This is a genomic window from Enterobacter sp. 725m/11 (assembly GCF_011683705.1).
Classification (GTDB): domain Bacteria; phylum Pseudomonadota; class Gammaproteobacteria; order Enterobacterales; family Enterobacteriaceae; genus Enterobacter; species Enterobacter bugandensis.
The window spans coordinates 35,982-52,277 of record NZ_JAAQOK010000011.1; the positions used below are offsets into that span (position 1 = coordinate 35,982).

14 protein-coding genes and 1 tRNA gene are annotated in these 16,296 nt (G+C 56.3%); 5 read left to right on the forward strand and 10 right to left on the reverse strand.

Annotated features, from left to right (window positions below; all coding sequences use genetic code 11):
* Positions 1–20 precede the first annotated feature (20 nt).
* Entirely contained in the window at positions 21–1,028 is a 1,008-nt protein-coding gene (gene yejK / locus HBA26_RS06585) for a nucleoid-associated protein YejK (RefSeq protein WP_008500957.1), read from the reverse strand.
* 134 nt (positions 1,029–1,162) lie between these two features.
* On the opposite strand from yejK, the gene HBA26_RS06590 reads away from it, so the two are divergent.
* From HBA26_RS06590 to HBA26_RS06600, 3 genes are all read left to right on the forward strand, one after another.
* On the forward strand, positions 1,163–1,390 hold the full coding sequence (locus tag HBA26_RS06590; RefSeq protein WP_014884596.1) for a YejL family protein: 228 nt from the start codon (positions 1,163–1,165) through the stop codon (positions 1,388–1,390).
* Positions 1,391–1,409: 19 nt separating this feature from the next.
* On the forward strand, positions 1,410–3,170 hold the full coding sequence (gene yejM, locus HBA26_RS06595) for an LPS biosynthesis-modulating metalloenzyme YejM (protein ID WP_028013888.1): 1,761 nt from the start codon (positions 1,410–1,412) through the stop codon (positions 3,168–3,170).
* A gap of 72 nt (positions 3,171–3,242) precedes the next feature.
* A tRNA-Pro gene (locus HBA26_RS06600) sits at positions 3,243–3,319 on the forward strand.
* Positions 3,320–3,356: 37 nt separating this feature from the next.
* On the opposite strand, the gene HBA26_RS06605 is transcribed toward HBA26_RS06600, so the two are convergent.
* Both HBA26_RS06605 and HBA26_RS06610 read right to left on the reverse strand, forming a co-directional pair.
* Positions 3,357–4,544, reverse strand: a complete 1,188-nt coding sequence (locus HBA26_RS06605) for an MFS transporter (RefSeq protein ID WP_028013889.1) — start codon at positions 4,542–4,544, stop codon at positions 3,357–3,359.
* Positions 4,545–4,667: 123 nt separating this feature from the next.
* Entirely contained in the window at positions 4,668–4,928 is a 261-nt protein-coding gene (locus HBA26_RS06610; RefSeq protein ID WP_008500962.1) for a DUF2534 family protein, read from the reverse strand.
* 209 nt (positions 4,929–5,137) lie between these two features.
* Between HBA26_RS06610 and eco the strand changes: the two genes are divergently transcribed.
* A complete protein-coding gene (gene eco, locus HBA26_RS06615; protein WP_126345347.1) occupies positions 5,138–5,641 on the forward strand; it encodes a serine protease inhibitor ecotin in 504 nt (167 codons plus the stop codon).
* Between the two features lie 80 nt (positions 5,642–5,721).
* On the opposite strand, the gene mqo is transcribed toward eco, so the two are convergent.
* On the reverse strand, positions 5,722–7,371 hold the full coding sequence (gene mqo, locus HBA26_RS06620) for a malate dehydrogenase (quinone) (RefSeq protein WP_126345348.1): 1,650 nt from the start codon (positions 7,369–7,371) through the stop codon (positions 5,722–5,724).
* Between the two features lie 188 nt (positions 7,372–7,559).
* Between mqo and HBA26_RS06625 the strand changes: the two genes are divergently transcribed.
* Positions 7,560–8,849 (forward strand): SulP family inorganic anion transporter, encoded by a 1,290-nt coding sequence (locus tag HBA26_RS06625; RefSeq protein ID WP_028013893.1) that lies wholly within the window; start codon positions 7,560–7,562, stop codon positions 8,847–8,849.
* Here the strand turns inward: HBA26_RS06625 and mgtE are convergent.
* The 6 genes from mgtE to HBA26_RS06655 form a co-directional block, all read right to left on the reverse strand.
* Positions 8,812–10,248: a magnesium transporter gene (gene mgtE, locus HBA26_RS06630; RefSeq protein WP_028013894.1), complete on the reverse strand. Its 1,437-nt coding sequence runs from the start codon at positions 10,246–10,248 to the stop codon at positions 8,812–8,814. The genes HBA26_RS06625 and mgtE overlap by 38 nt on opposite strands.
* 147 nt (positions 10,249–10,395) lie before the next feature.
* A complete protein-coding gene (locus HBA26_RS06635; protein ID WP_063155068.1) occupies positions 10,396–12,039 on the reverse strand; it encodes a multidrug ABC transporter permease/ATP-binding protein in 1,644 nt (547 codons plus the stop codon).
* A gap of 69 nt (positions 12,040–12,108) precedes the next feature.
* On the reverse strand, positions 12,109–12,765 hold the full coding sequence (gene alkB, locus HBA26_RS06640) for a DNA oxidative demethylase AlkB (RefSeq protein WP_126345349.1): 657 nt from the start codon (positions 12,763–12,765) through the stop codon (positions 12,109–12,111).
* A complete protein-coding gene (ada, locus tag HBA26_RS06645) occupies positions 12,765–13,823 on the reverse strand; it encodes a bifunctional DNA-binding transcriptional regulator/O6-methylguanine-DNA methyltransferase Ada (RefSeq protein ID WP_166720833.1) in 1,059 nt (352 codons plus the stop codon). Before ada ends, alkB begins: the two co-directional genes overlap by 1 nt.
* Before the next feature lie 72 nt (positions 13,824–13,895).
* A complete protein-coding gene (apbE, locus tag HBA26_RS06650; protein WP_048958745.1) occupies positions 13,896–14,951 on the reverse strand; it encodes an FAD:protein FMN transferase ApbE in 1,056 nt (351 codons plus the stop codon).
* Between the two features lie 114 nt (positions 14,952–15,065).
* Positions 15,066–16,178 carry a porin OmpC gene (locus HBA26_RS06655; RefSeq protein ID WP_028013899.1) on the reverse strand — a complete coding sequence of 371 codons (1,113 nt, stop codon included), beginning with the start codon at positions 16,176–16,178 and terminating at the stop codon, positions 15,066–15,068.
* Positions 16,179–16,296 lie beyond the last annotated feature (118 nt).

The window sequence follows — 16,296 nt, forward strand, 5'->3', positions numbered from 1 at the left end:
GCGGGGTTTTTTTATGGCTGCTATTTACCGCCAGACGTGCGGCGCTGAAGCTGATCGCGCAGGTTCGGCGGCGTACCTTTGATGGTCAGGGTATCGGTGGCCGGATCCCAGAAGATGCGTTCCCCCAACAGCATGGCGTCAAAGTTGATGGTTAACCCACCGCCGCTGCCGGCAAATTTGGTTAACTGACGCAGCGTGCTGCGATCCGCCGGGAAGCTCTCCTCAAGCTCATAGCCCTTCTCCGCGGTGAATTCCTGGAAGCTCACTTCGCTGACGCCCGCCAGCTCTTTTGACAGGGACTCCAGCTCAATCTCTTCCCCGGCCTGCAACTGCTCGTTGCAGTAGCTGTAAACCTGCTGACGTACGGTCTGGCGTTCAGATTTATCGAGCTGCGCTTCCGCCGTGAAGTCATCAACGGCCTGCAGCAGCCCTTTGTTCTGCGCTTTGGCGTTCAGGCCTTCGCTGGCACCGAGGAAGTCCATAAAGAAATCCGCCACTTTGCGGCCCACCCGCCCCTTCAGGAAGGTGAGGTAGCGGGTCGACTCCGGGTTAGTTTCCCACTCGGTCAAATCAATACGCGCCACAATATCCGCATGGTTGATATCCAGATAGTGCGTTGAGCTGATGTCCAGCTGCTCGTTCACGCGCATGCTGCTTAAGTTATTCAGCACGGTAACCAGCAGGTACTCGACCGCCAGGTAACGATAGTGGCAGAACAGGACAATACCGCCGTCGGCGAACGGATATTTCGCCAGCTCGTCGCGCAGACGCCCGGTTGCCGCGCGGCTAAACGCCAGGAAATCCTCTTCACCCTGACGCTGCAGGCGCAGGCTATCGGCCAGCTCACTCTCTTCGCTGAACAGACCATAGGCTTTATTTTTAGCGCTGTAGACGCGATGCAGCTCTGCCATCATTTCCACAACGGTTGCCGTGGGTTCCAGTAACGAATCGCGTAGCACCACTTCAAGGGTTTGCTCATCACGCTTGATAAGCTGGTGCAAGGCAATCTGGTTGATTTCCAGACTCATGATAAACTCTCCTTTTAGACCGGGCGGTATTCAACCACCACCAGGACATGTGTGCAACAACAGATAAAAAAGGGGAAAAAAAGCTGTTGCTACGGTAATATGTTGCCCTTTCATCAACAAACTGATTTTGATTTATGCCACAACATTCCCGCTACAGTGATGAACACGTTGAACAACTGCTCAGTGAGCTGGTCAACGTACTGGAAAAACATAAAACGCCGACCGATCTCTCCCTGATGGTTTTGGGAAATATGGTCACCAACCTTATCAACACCAGCGTTGCTCCGGCTCAGCGTCAGGCGATCGCCAAATCTTTCGCCCAGGCGTTACAGTCATCCGTCAGCAACGACCAGGCCCATTAAGGGAAACGAACAACAGTTTATGGTGACGAATCGTCAGCGCTACCGTGAAAAAGTCTCCCAGATGGTCAGTTGGGGACACTGGTTTGCCCTGTTCAACATTCTGCTAGCGACGGTAATTGGCTGTCGTTATCTGTTTGTCGCAGACTGGCCCACAACGCTAACCGGGCGTATCTACTCCTGGATAAGCGTTGTTGGTCACTTTAGCTTTTTGGTATTCGCCACCTATCTGCTGATCCTGTTTCCTCTGACGTTTATCGTCATGTCGCAGCGTTTGATGCGGTTCTTGTCCGCAATCCTTGCGACGGTGGGGATGACGCTGCTGCTTATCGACAGTGAAGTGTTCACCCGGTTCCACCTGCATCTCAACCCTATCGTCTGGGAACTGGTGATCAACCCCGACCAGAACGAAACGGCCCGCGACTGGCAGCTGATGTTCATCAGCGTTCCGGTGATCCTGTTGATCGAGATGCTGTTTGCCACCTGGAGCTGGCAAAAGCTCCGCAGCCTGACCCGACGCCGCCATTACGCGAAGCCCGTCGCCGCGCTCTTTTTCGTCTCATTTATCAGTTCGCACCTCATGTATATCTGGGCGGATGCGAACTTCTATCGCCCTATTACCATGCAGCGCGCTAACCTGCCGCTCTCTTATCCGATGACGGCCCGTCGTTTCCTTGAGAAACACGGCCTGCTTGATGCCCAGGAGTACCAGCGCCGTCTGGTCGAACAGGGCAATCCGGAAGCGGTTAGCGTGCAGTATCCACTGAGCGATCTGCGCTATCGCGATATGGGTCGCGGGCAAAACGTCCTGCTGATTACCGTCGATGGCCTCAACTATTCTCGTTACGAGAAGCAGATGCCTGCGCTGGCCGATTTCGCGAGTCAGAACGTATCGTTTACCCAACATATGAGTTCAGGTAACTCAACCGATGCAGGTATCTTTGGCCTGTTCTATGGCATTTCTGCCGGATACATGGACGGCGTGCTGTCTGCGCGCATTCCTGCGGCGCTGATCACCGGGCTTAATCAGCAGGGCTATCAGTTAGGGCTGTTCTCATCGGACGGCTTCAACAGTTCACTGTACCGCCAGGCGCTGCTCTCTGATTTCTCACTGCCTGCCGCGCAGAGCCAGTCTGATGCCCAGACCGCAAACCAGTGGATAAACTGGCTGCAGCGCTACGCGCAGGAAGATAACCGCTGGTTCTCGTGGGTGGCCTTTAACGGCACAACGCTTAACGACAGCAACCAGGCAGGCTTTGCGCGCCGCTACGGCCGCGCGGCCAGCGATGTTGACGCACAGATTGGCCGCGTGCTTGACGCGCTACGTGAATCAGGCAAGCTTGATAACACGGTCGTGATCGTGACCGCGGGGCATGGCGTACCGTTAGGCGACGAGACGAAGAGCATGAGCTGGTCACGTCCAAACCTGCATGTTCCGCTGGTGATCCACTGGCCGGGAACGCCGGCGCAGCGCATCAATATGCTCACAGAACATAAAGACGTCATGACGACCCTGATGCAGCGCCTGCTGCACGTCAGTACGCCAGCAAACGAGTATTCGCAGGGGCAGGATCTCTTCAGCGCCACGCGCCGCCATAACTGGGTGACTGCAGCTGACGGTAACACGCTGGTGGTGACCACGCCGAAGCTGACGCTGGTGCTGAACAGCAACGGGAACTATCAGACCTATAATCTGCAGGGTGAACGGCTGAAGGACCAGAAACCACAGCTGAGCCTGCTGTTACAGGTTCTGACGGATGAGAAGCGCTTCATCGCTAACTGATTAATAATAAACCAGTTAGCGACGGATTCCCTTGCATTCGAAACGGAATCGAGTAGTATTCTTTCTATGCGTCGGCACGTAGCGCAGCCTGGTAGCGCACCGTCATGGGGTGTCGGGGGTCGGAGGTTCAAATCCTCTCGTGCCGACCAAAAACACATTGAAAACCAGCCTTTTACGGCTGGTTTTTTATTTTGCCTCGTCCGGTGTTTTGCGCAGGTACATCAGCGTAACAAGACAAATCACGGCTCCGGCATAAAACGTATATTCCGCGCCAAACGTTTCCCAGATGGCCCCGGCGCCCAGGCTGGCGACTAACAATCCCACGCCGCTGACCAGACTAAAAATGCCGTAGGCGGTACCGCGCAGATCCGCAGGAGCTGTTTTTGCGATCATTGCCGCCAGCAGCCCCTGCGTCATCCCCATATGCACTCCCCAAAGCGCAACGCCCAGAAGCATTCCAGCCCAGTGGGTGCTTAGCGCCAGCACAATATCTGCCCCAATCAGCATCACCAGGCCCCACTGCAGTAGTCGGGTGTGGCTCATCCCGTCCGATAACTTGCCAAACGGATAGGCTGACAGGAAATAGAGCAAATTCATGGCCACCATCACCAGCGGGATCAGCGCCAGCGGCACCCCCGACTGCTGTGCGCGCAGGACAAGAAAGGCTTCACTGAAACGTGCGAGCGTGAAGATGGCGCCCAGGCCAATAACCCACCAGCAGCCTTTCCCGAGACGCCTGAGGTTCTCTTTTTTGATGGGGTTCGTGCGTTTATGTTCGACGGGCGTTTTCGGCTCATGCAGGCCGAAAAAAAGCAGTGCAACGGCGAGGACGCCGGGGATCACCGCGATCCAGAAAATCGTGCGGAAATCATCGTTCCACAGTAGCATTAAGCCTACGGCCAGCAGCGGCCCGAGAAATGCGCCGACGGTATCCATCGACTGACGCAGCCCAAAGGCCGCGCCGCGAAGTTCCGGCGGCGTAACGTCAGCGACCAGCGCATCGCGCGGCGCGCCCCGGATCCCCTTCCCTACCCGGTCGATTAAGCGTGCCCCCAGAATCATGCCCGACGAAGAGGCGATAGCGAACAACGGCTTACTCAGCGCGCCAAGACCGTAGCCCAGCACCGCCAGTCCTTTACGTTTACCCAGGTAGTCACTGATGGCACCGGAAAAAACTTTGATAAACAGCGCGGTGGCTTCAGCCAGGCCTTCAATCAAGCCAATGAAAATCACGCTGGCTCCCAGCGTCGTGACCATAAACAGCGGCAGCAGGCTGTGAATGATCTCCGAGGAGATATCCATCAGCATACTGACCCCACCCACAACCCAGACGCCTTTCGGGATCCGGCTGAGCGTTGCAAACCGGGATAACATTGAACATCTCCTGCTTTATGTCGAACGACCTTGTTCGACACAGAATACCCTGGAAATGCGAATAAATATCATCACACATAAAAAAGCCAGCCCGCAGGCTGGCTTCTTATAGCAGGTGAATGCTCAGTGTTTTTCACGTCCGCCCAGGAAGAAAATGCCCAGCGGGATGGCAAGCAGAACGGTGAAGACAAGGCTGTAAACGAAGATCATCGCCGACTGCAGCACATACATGCTGGTAGTCCAGGCGGAGAGAGGAATGTTGTACTGTTCAATGACGCCAACAATGGTGGCCCGCCCGACGCACGCGGCAGCAATCATAAACACGACGAGTAGCGCCAGGAGGAACTTGCGGCCTTCAGGTGTTTTCAGTTTTGCACGAACCATCTCTCTTCCCTTTCACAGATGAATAACATTATCGATGGACTAAAATAACACGAACGCCCGTCACACTCCACACCAGTACAAACACCTGCCAAAACGGTTAATGTTAAGTTTATTACGCTGCATATAATGAAAATGTAAGTAAATCACACCAATCATTCATACTCGTTATGTTAGTCTGTTCAGGACCGTTTTGACATAAAGGAATGACAATGAAAAACGCACCTAAATTTGCCATCGCGCTTCTCGCCGCCGCGTGCGTCAGCACCAGCGCTTTCGCCAGCGACGCCCAAAAAGCGCAGCCGCTGGAAAAAGTTGCACCCTATCCGCAAGCGGAAAAAGGCATGAAGCGTCAGGTGATACAACTGCCGGTTCAGCAGGACGAAGCGAATTACAAAGTCGAACTGTTAATTGGCAAGACGCTGGAAGTGGACTGCAATCAGCATCGTCTGGGCGGCCAGCTGGAAAGCAAAACCCTGGAAGGCTGGGGTTATGACTATTACGTCTTTGATAAAGTGACCTCTCCGGTCTCTACCATGATGGCCTGCCCGGACGGCAAGAAAGAGATGAAATTTGTGACGGCCTATCTGGGCGACAACACCCTGCTGCGCTACAACAGCAAGTTGCCGATCGTGGTATATACGCCTGAAAACGTGGAAGTAAAATATCGCGTGTGGAAGGCAGAAGAGACGGTCGGACAAGCGGTAGTACGTTAAAAACAAGTCGGGTGGCGGCTTCGCCTTACCCGACCTGCTAAACTAAAAACGGTAACAGATGTTACCGTTTTGCTTTTACCTTACAGCGCGATATCCGCAACCGGCTTGTTTTCCGGCTGAGGCTTCAGCTCCGCCTTCGGCGCAGCATCCGCAGCCTGCGGCTTCACGTACTGCAGCTGCAGCACGCGGCTGGTGTACTCCAGCTCTTGTTCCGTCGCATCCACGTTACCGTTCAGCTTCGTGCCGTAGGATGGAATAATGGTTTTCAGCTTCGCCTGCCATTCCGGGCTGGCAACTTTGTCTTTAAACACTTTTTCCATCAGGTGCAGCATGATTGGCGCAGCGGTAGATGCACCCGGTGACGCACCCAGCAGCGCGGCAATCGTGCCATCCTTATCGCTCACCACTTCGGTACCCAGACGCAGCACGCCGCCCTCTTTCGGATCGCGCTTGATGATCTGCACGCGCTGACCCGCCTGCCACAGACGCCAGTCTTCTTTCTTCGCCTGCGGATAGTACTCTTTCAGCGCCTCGAAGCGTTCTTCATCAGAAAGCATCACCTGGCTAATCAGGTATTTCACCAGGTCGAAATTATCCAGGCCCACGTCCATCATCGGTTTGACGTTAGAGGTGGTGGTCGCGCTCAGCAGATCCCAGAGGGAGCCGTTTTTCAGGAACTTGGTTGAGAAGGTCGCGAACGGTCCGAACAGCACCACGCGTTTACCGTCAAGCATACGGGTGTCGATGTGCGGGACGGACATCGGTGGCGCACCGACGGAAGCCTGACCGTACACTTTTGCCAGGTGACGGTTCACCACTTCCGGGTTCTCGGACACCAGGAACTGGCCGCCGACCGGGAAGCCCGCGTAGTCGTCAGCTTCAGGAATACCGGACTCCTGCAGCAACTTCAGCGCCGCGCCGCCCGCACCGATGAAGACAAATTTCGCCTTAATGACGTGCTCGGCTTCATTGTTTTTCAGATCGGCAACCGTCACGCTCCAGCTGTTGTCCGCATTGCGCTTAAAGCCGCGCACTTCGGTGCTGAACTGCAAATTGAAGTTATCTTTCTTCTTCAGGGACGCCACCAGCTGACGGGTAATTTCGCCGTAGTTCACGTCGGTGCCAATTTCGGTACGGGTCGCCGCCACTTTCTGGTTCGGGTCACGGCCTTCCATGACCAGCGGAGCCCACTCTTTAATCTGCGCGTGGTCTTCAGAGTATTTCATCCCGCGGAACAGGGTGCTCTGCTGCAGCGCAGCGTAGCGCGCGCGCAGGAAATTCACGTTTTGCTCGCCCCACACAAAGCTCATGTGCGGCACGGTATTGATGAAGGAGTGCGGATCGTGCATCACGCCGCTGTTGACCTGGTGAGACCAGAACTGACGCGAGATCTGGAACGCTTCGTTGATCTCTACCGCCTTCTCGATACTAATGGAACCGTCCTTTTTCTGCGGCGTATAGTTCAGTTCCATGAGTGCCGAATGGCCCGTACCAGCGTTATTCCAGCCGTTCGAACTCTCCTGCGCCACGCCATCGAGGCGCTCGACCATGGTCATGGACCAGTCCGGCTGCAGTTCTTGCAGATAGGTTCCCAGCGTGGCGCTCATGATGCCGCCACCAATTAAAAGGACGTCCGTTTCCTGCTCTTTTGGTGCGTCTGCTTTCGCTGCCATTGAGACGGCGTTGAGCCCGACGGCCAGAGAAAAGAGCATGGCAGTCATTTTTTTCATAATTTATGCCTTAGTGTAAAAGTGCTTGATGCGTGGAAATTGCAGGTGAAAAAAGCTGCGTGGGCACGGTAACAACTTTTAAATATTGTTTAAAGGTTACGAAATTATTGTAATTGTGAAATTTAATGATGGATTGTTTGTAGGGGATTGCGGCGTGCAACTGGTATAAGGAGGAATTTATGGCTACTATGCTGCACTTTGTGATCGCGCGCACGGAAGCCTGCCCTAACCAGCGAACTGTTATGTCCTTACCTCATTCTGCCGTATCCCCTGAAGACAGTGTAGCCAGCGTGCTGCACTCCCCTAAACAACTGGCGCGTGAAACGCTGGCGGGCGTGATTACCGCTCTGGCGCTGATCCCCGAAGTGATCTCATTTTCCGTGGTGGCGGGCGTTGACCCGAAGGTCAGCCTGATCGCCTCCGTGGTGCTGTGTCTTGCTCTCTCCGTGCTGGGCGGTCGTCCGGCGATGGTCACGGCTGCGGCCGGTTCCGTAGCGCTGGTGATTGGCCCGATGGTGCATCAGCACGGGGTGCAATACATTCTTCCCGCCGTGCTGATGGCTGGCGTGATCCAGATTCTGTTTGGCGTGCTGGGCATGGCAAGGCTGATGCGCTTTATTCCCCAGTCGGTGATGACCGGATTTGTTAACGCCCTTGGCATTTTGATTTTCTTCGCTCAGGTGCCGCATTTCTGGAGCCGAAGCCCGCTGATTGTGGGCCTGTTCGTGCTGACGCTGCTGATTGTGCTGTGGGTGCCGCGCTATATTAAAAGCGTCCCTTCCCCGCTGATTGCGATTGTGCTGTTAACCCTTTTCACCGTCACCACCGGTCAGATCCTGCCGACTGTCGGTGATGAAGGCTCAATGACTGGCGGTCTGCCTGGATTTACCGAGCTGCTGGTGCCGCTTAATTTACAGACGCTGAACATTATCTGGCCGTGCGCGTTGAGTATTGCCTTCGTCGGTCTGCTGGAGTCCCTGCTGACGGCAAAACTCGTGGATGAACTGACGGTTACGCCTTCCAGCAAGCGTCGCGAGAGCATCGGGCTGGGCGTGGGGAATATCATGGCCGGGCTCTACGGTGGCATTGCGGGCTGCGCGATGATCGGACAAACCATCGTTAACGTGGAGATGGGGAAAGGACGAAGCCGCATTTCAACCATTGCGGCGGGCATCGTGCTGCTGCTCCTGGTAACGGCGCTCAGCGAAGTGATGGCCAAAATCCCTATGGCGGTGCTGGCGGGGATTATGGCGATTGTTGCCGTCAAAACCTTCAGCTGGCACAGCCTTCAGCCCGCCACGATAAAAAACGCCCCGATTGCCGAAACGGTGGTGATGCTGGTGACGGTAGCCGCCACGGTATCAACCGGCAACCTGGCGGTTGGCGTGCTGGGCGGGATTATCGTCATGGCACTGATCCCCGCCCGCATTAAGCGTCGGGTTAAAGCAGAAAAATCGTTGCCAGCCCAAGAAAAATAAAGAAACCGCCGGTATCGGTGATGGCGGTGATCATCACGCTCGACCCCACCGCGGGGTCGCGCCCCAGTTTGGTCATCGTCAGCGGGATAATGACGCCCATCATCGATGCCACCAGCAAATTCAGCACCATCGCCAGCATCATCACGCCGCCTAAGGCCATATCGTCATACAGCCACCACGTGATGCCGCCCATAATGCCGCCCCATACCAGGCCGTTAATCAGCGCCACGCCCATTTCCCTGAATATCAGAAAGGCGAAGTTACCGGGCTGAATATTTTCCAGCGCCAGCGCGCGGACGATCATGGTGATGGTCTGGTTTCCGGTGTTGCCGCCAATTCCGGCCACAATCGGCATCAGCGAGGCCAGCGCCACCAGCTGCGAGATGGTGTGTTCAAAGCCGTCAATCACGCGAGAAGCGATGAAGGCAGTACACAGGTTAATAGCCAGCCAGGCCCAGCGTGTTTTTACCGCCTTACCGACGGAGGCGTGAACGTCATCTTCGGCGCTGATCCCGCCTAGCGCGCGCAGGTCGTTATCGGTCTCTTCATAAACCACGTCAACGATTTCATCGATGGTCAGACGGCCCATCAGCTTGCCAACGGAGTCTACGACCGCCGCACTCACAAGGTCATCACGTTCAAAGGTACGCGCCGCTTTTTCCGCATCGTCTTCCGGGGAGAAGACCATCGGCTCGTTTTCCATCACCTCGCTCACCCGCTGCTGGGCGCTGTTGAGCAGGATGGTTTTCAGCTCCAGCTCGCCGAGCAGGGTTTTATCCCGCGAGGTGACAAACAGCTTATCGGTGTTGTCCGGCATTTTGCCCAGGCGGCGCAGGTAGCGCTGCACGGTACCGAGCGTGACGTCCGGACGTACCGTGATAACGCCGAACTCCATGATCGCGCCGACGCTGTTTTTCTCGTAGTGCATCACCTGACGCACACGCGCACGTTCATCGGCAGGCAGAGAGGCCAGCAGGCGGCCGGTCAGGTTACGCGGCAGGTGCTGTACAAGGTAAATCTGCTCGTCGATATCCAGGGTTTGCAGGGCGTCGAGGATATCCCGATCGCTCATCTCGTCGATCAGGTCATCCCAGACGTTTTCCGAGGCTTCAAGCAGAACCTGGCCGCGCTCGTGATCCTGTACCAGGCGCCAGAGGGCGTGACGCTCTTCCGAAGGAAGCGCTTCCAGGGTATCCGCCAGATCCGGCGGCGGTAAATGAGCAACCAGCGCACCTACCTCAGCAATATCGTCGGCTAAGGTGCCGACATCATATTGCTCAGCCAGGGTCAGTTTGCCTAATAGCGTAGACGTGACCGCTTTATCGGTCGTGAGAAGCCAGATGAGTCGCGCACGTTCCTGATCACGCTGCCTGGCGCTGTTTTTCTTTAATACCGACATCAATCATAAATCCATTAAATGAGTTGAGACTAAGCATAGCGCGAGGATATGTAAATAAGAATAAACAGCGAGGCGGGATGGAGAAAAAAGCGGCATTACGGCCACGATTATCCCCTCTCCCTGTGGGAGAGGGTTAGGGTGAGGGCATCAGGCCGTGCGCGCCACCGCGTCACGCGACGCCGCATCGCGCTCGTCGCCGGTAAGCTCGCTCAGCCTGCCGTCGCGCATCTCCAGCAGACGGTCGGCGTGAATGAAGTAATGATCGTCGTGGCTGATGGCGAAAATGGTCTTGCCCATCTCCTGCATCAGCGGCAGCAGCACCTGATAAAACTCGCGGCGGAAGTGCGGGTCTTGATCCGCCGCCCATTCATCCAGCAGGATGATGTCACGCTCTTCCGCCAGCGCCAGCAGCAGCGCCACGCGCTTCTTCTGCCCCTTAGAGAGCTTGAGGTTCAGGATTTTGCCGTCCTGGAGTTCAAGCTTGTGCGACATCTGCAGCTGCGCAAGCCATTTCTCAACCAGCGCCGGATTGGCCTGCTGCCCTTCCGGCCCAAGCAGCTGGTCAAACAGCCAGACATCGGTGAATACCGCTGAGAAAAGCTTGCGGTAATCCTCGGGTTTCTCCGCGCTCAGCGCCTTACCGTCCAGCAGGATCTCGCCCGACTGCGGCTGGTAAAGTCCGGTGAGCAACATCGCCAGCGTGGATTTTCCGCTACCGTTGCCGCCGATGAGGAACAGCAATTCGCCGCGGTGAATCGTCAGGTTGACTGGTCCCACGGAGAAGGCGTTGTCCTGATAGCGGAACGTCACGTCGCGCAGCTCCAGGGTCTGCCAGTTCGGAAAGGCCTGCGGGCGCGGGAATTCAGCCTTAAATGGCGCCAGATCGAACTTCTTAAGCTTGTTAAACGCCACCTGCGCGCTCAGCAAGGTGGGCAATGCGCCGACGGCCGAGAGCAGCGGCGTACGCAGGAACAGCAGGGTCAGCGAGTAGGTCGCCGCCACGTTGGTGTCCGCCCAGCCCAGGCTGTTCGCCATCCAGAATACCAGGCCAATGGCGCCCAGCATCATAATGTTGGACCAGTTCACCGCGCTCAGGTGGAAGGTATCGGCGCGAATAATGTGGTGCCGGTATTCGCGCGCGTCCGGGACATAGAGGTTATTGAAGATATGCTCGGCACGCTCGCGGTTGAGGGTCAGCTCTTTGCGCCCTTCCAGTACCGTCTGGTAATCGTTATAGAGCTTATCTTCCGTTTCGCGCAGGACCGCCATGTGTTTATAGACGCGCGACACCAGCATGAAACCGCCCCAGATGGTGATGGCAATCCACACCGCGGTCACCGCCAGCATTTTGGTCGAAAGCCAGGCGAGATAGGCCGCCGAGCCAAAGGTCAGGATGATCCCCTGCACCAGCTCCGGCAGGCGGACAAACGCGATGGTAATCGCGCGCACGTCGCTGGTCAGCCCCGCCAGCAGGGAGGCGCTGCCGAGCTGCTCCACGCGCTCAACCTGCGTGTCGAGGATCCGCTTGATGAACTCGCTGCGCAGGCGGAAAACGAAATGGTGACCAAGCGCGGTCAGCGCCAGCTGAGAGCCGAGCGTAACCGCCATCAACAGCAGCAGCAGGCCGAGAAACTCCGGCAGAACCGAGAGTGAGGTATCGACCATTTCGATCAGCCGCACGTTTATAAACGCGATCAGGCCAATACCCAGCGCCGCGCTGGCAAGGCTTAAGGCCATTACGGCAATGAAGGGCCAGCGGTACTGACGCCAGACAAGAAGAAGTAGTTGCATGCAGGCAATCCGGACAATAAAAATCAGCCAGCAGTGTAAACTGCCCTGAGCGGACATCAAGAATAATTCTTATTTTTGTTTGTTCAATCCCGCCTGACGGAAAGTCAGATTATAGCGGTACTCGCCAGTGAGGGGATGAACCCCGGGCTTCAGGGGCTGAATGCCGTGATAGTACAGCCGTGACTCCCTGCCCCACACCACCACGTCGCCGTGCTCCAGCATAATGCGCCTGAGCGGATCGTTGCGGCGCAATCCGCCAAACTGGAAGACGGCGGGCAGACCCAACGATACCGAGACGATGGGCGCGCGCAGATCGGGTTCATCCTTGTCCTGATGCAGGGAGAGCTTCGCGCCGATGGCGTAGCGGTTAATCAGGCAGGCATCCGGCCGGAAGTCAGGGTAATCTGCTGCAACGGCAGCCTCGTGACAAAGCGCCTGAAACACCGCAGGCATGGGAGGCCACGGCCGGCCGGTCGTGGGATCGTTCGGGGCATACACATACCCACGTTCGTTCGTCGCCCACCCCAGTTCGCCGCAGTTGGCCATGGCCACCGACATGGTGTAGCCGCCCGGCGTCACCATATGGCGAAACGGTGAAACCGCCGTGACCTCTTCAATACCGACAAGCAATGCCGCCGCACGGGAGAGTGCAAAGCGGCGCAGGATCACTGCCCCGGGCGCAAGCGGCTCCTGCCACGGTTCAGCATCCGCAAAAAGATCGAGCATTATCCCTCCCGGCGTTTCGCCTCACGTTTCAGTAATAGCGCTTTTCGCGCCGCCCCCCAGCGATAGCCCGACAGCGCGCCGTCGGTGCGGACCACGCGGTGACAGGGGATCACAATCGCCAGCCTGTTTGCCGCACAGGCACCCGCGACGGCACGCACCGCGTTGGGCTGGCCAATCGCCTTCGCCACCTGCTGATAGCTGGCCGTTTCCCCGCAGGGGATGTCACGAAGGGCCTGCCAGACCCGCTGCTGGAACGCGGTGCCGCGTATATCCAGCGGCAGCGCCAGCGGCACCGTGTGGTTATCAATACTGGCAATGACCTGGCTGATACGCTGGGCAAAGGCATCTTCCTGCGGGGCATGCTCCGCGTTTGGAAACAGCGTCGCAAATTCTTCTGCCAGTTTGGTATCGTTGTCGCCCAGCAGTATCGCGCAAATTCCCCGCTCGCTTTCCGCAACCAGGCAGCGTCCCAGCGAACAGTCGCCGATGGCGTAACGCACCGCCACCTCGCCTTTGCGGTACTGCTTCGCCGTCATGCCCAGCGCATCGTTGGCTTTGCGGTAATAGCTGCTGCTGTCGGGAAAACCTGCCGCCAGCACGGCATCGGTAATTTTGTTTCCCTGCGCAAGCGCCGCGCGCAGACGCTGCCCCCGCGCCGCCTGCTGCCAGGATTTTGGGGTCATCCCGGTGACAGACTTAAACAGCCGATGGAAATGGAAAGGACTCATGGCGACCTGCTGCGCCAGGCCTTCAAGCGTCAGCGCGGGATCCTGCTCCAGAAGGCGACAGGCGTGCTCCACTTTCGCCAGCTTTTGCTGATTCGGATCGCGTTTGTCCGGCATGCAGCGCTTACACGGGCGAAACCCTGCCTGAACGGCATGCTGGGCATCGGGATAAAAGCAGACGTTTTTACGCAGCGCGTGACGGGCGCGGCATGACGGGCGGCAGAAAATCCCCGTCGTCTGCACGGCAAAGACAAACCGATCGTCAGCGCGCGGATCGCGAGCCAGAACGGCCTGCCAGCGATCCTCATCATTCATATAGGTTGGATTTTTCATCATCAGCTCCTCTTACAAGCATACCTTTAGCGTGCCCGAGTGCCAGTGATAAAAAACCCGCAACCTTGCTTTTTAATTTTTGTCGCTCACCAGGAAGCTGTTGAACTGCGGCGAGCTCCAGGTTTTGAACCCGTCGCCCTCTTTAGTGATCATATAAACCGCCAGTCCTTCCTGACGAACCACCTCTTTGGCTTTTTCCGGGCCGAGAACCATTAATCCGGTATCCCAGGCGTCGGCTTCCAGCGCAGTGGGAGCAATCACGGTCACCGAGACCAGGTTATGCGTGATGGGACGTCCGGTCAGCGGATCGATCACGTGCGAAATACGCTTCCCGTCGAGCTCGTAATAGTTACGGTAGCTCCCGGAAGTGCTGATGCCGTGCCCGTTAATATCCACAATGGCCTGTACGGCGTTTTGCCGATCGGTCGGTTTTTGAATCGCCACGCGCCACGGTTTACCGCTGGCGTTCATGCCCCGGCTGACTAACGCGCCGCCCACGGAGACCAGGTAGCGCGATATCCCTTCCTGCGTCATCAGCTCGGCAAGGTGATCCGCCGCGTAACCTTCACCTACCGTCGACAGATCGACAAACAGATCGGGGATGTCTTTCTGCAGATACTGCTGGCCGTACTGGTTGATCACCGTCAGATGCTTTAGCCCTGTCCGGGCGCGGGCATCATCAATGGCCGCCTGATCGGGTGTGGTATCCGGCTGTTTGTTCGGGCCAAATCCCCAGAGATTGACCAGAGGCCCGACGGTGACATCCATCGCGCCGTTGGTTTTATATCCCACGCGCATTGATTCGGTGACGATATCGGCCATCGCTTCGCTCACCGGCCACAGGGAGGTACTGGTGGAAAGATTAAAGCGCATCAGCGCCGAGTCATTTTTATAGGTTGAGAGCAGCTGGTCGTCGGCGTCCAGCTGAGACTGGATTTTACCGCGAAGTTCATCAGCGCGCGTTTTATCCAGGCCCATCACGCTGACGCGCCAGAAGGTGCCCATCGTTTTGCCTTCGAGCACCGTCGCGGCGGGTGCATCGGTTTTCGCCACGGGCGCGGAATCGTCACACGCGGTCAGGAAAAAAAGCATAGCCAGAAAGCTGGCGCGTAAAAAAGTCATGTCCATTCATTATTATCCTCATGCCAGGGCGGCAAGAGTACACCAAAACGGTTGCATTGTGAGGCCAAAAAAAAGCACAAAAAAGGGGCCTTCAGGCCCCTTAGTCACACGATGACGCGATTAGAACTGGTAAACCAGACCCAGCGCGACGATATCATCAGTGCCGATACCGGCCTGACGGGTGAACTCATTTTCATCAACCAGGTTGATTTTGTAATCCACGTAGGTGGACATGTTTTTGTTGAAGTAGTAAGTCGCACCCACATCAACATATTTCAGCAGATCCTGATCGCCGTAACCTTCGATGTCTTTACCTTTGGACTGCAGGTAAGCCACGGATGGACGCAGGCCGAAATCGAACTGGTACTGAGCAACCACTTCGAAGTTCTGCGCTTTGTTAGCAAAACCGTAAGCGGTAGTCGGGCTGCTGCCGTTAGAGGTACCGAAGCGGGTTGCGTTGTAGGTCTGAGAGTACTGCGCAGCCAGGTAGATGTTGTTGGCATCGTATTTCAGGCCGCCAGAATAGACTTCTGCATGATCGCCGTTACCGTAAACGCCCGGTGCGTTCTGGTCAGCGGTACGTTTGGAGGAGGACATCGCACCACCCACGCTGAAGCCTTCGCCCAGGTTATAAGTTACGGATGCACCGTAGCCGTCGCCGTTCTGTTTCAGCAGGCTGCGTCCACCGACGTTTTCACCACTTACGCTACCGTTTTTACCCTGATACTGCAGCGCAAAGTTCAGGCCATCCACCAGACCAAAGAAGTCCTGGTTACGATAGGTCGCCACGCCGTTAGCACGAGACTGCAGGAAGTTGTCTGAGCCGTAGGTATCGCCGCCAAATTCTGGCAGAACGTCAGTCCAGGAAGTTACGTCGTAGATCACGCCGTAGTTACGACCGTAATCGAAAGAGCCCGCTTCAGCGAATTTCAGACCGGCAAACGCCACACGCGTCCAGGACTGGTTGTCGCTTTCAGTCGTGTTGCCCTGGATCTGGTATTCCCACTGGCCGTAACCGGTCAGCTGATCGTTAACCTGAGTTTCGCCTTTGAAGCCAAGACGCATGTAGGTCTGGTCGCCGTCAGCACTCTTGTCGTCAGAGAAATAGTGCAGACCATCAACTTTGCCGTACAGATCTAATTTGTTGCCATCTTTGTTATAAATTTCGGCCGCATTTGCTGCGCCTGCTACCAGCAGTGCTGGTACCAGGAGGGACAGTACTTTAACTTTCATTTTATTAACCCTCTGTTATATGCCTTATAATTGCCACTGCTTACTGGTTAACCCTCATTAACCAGTCGGCAAATTCATTCTCCGCAAAATTACAGAATAATCCAATGCGAATATGATA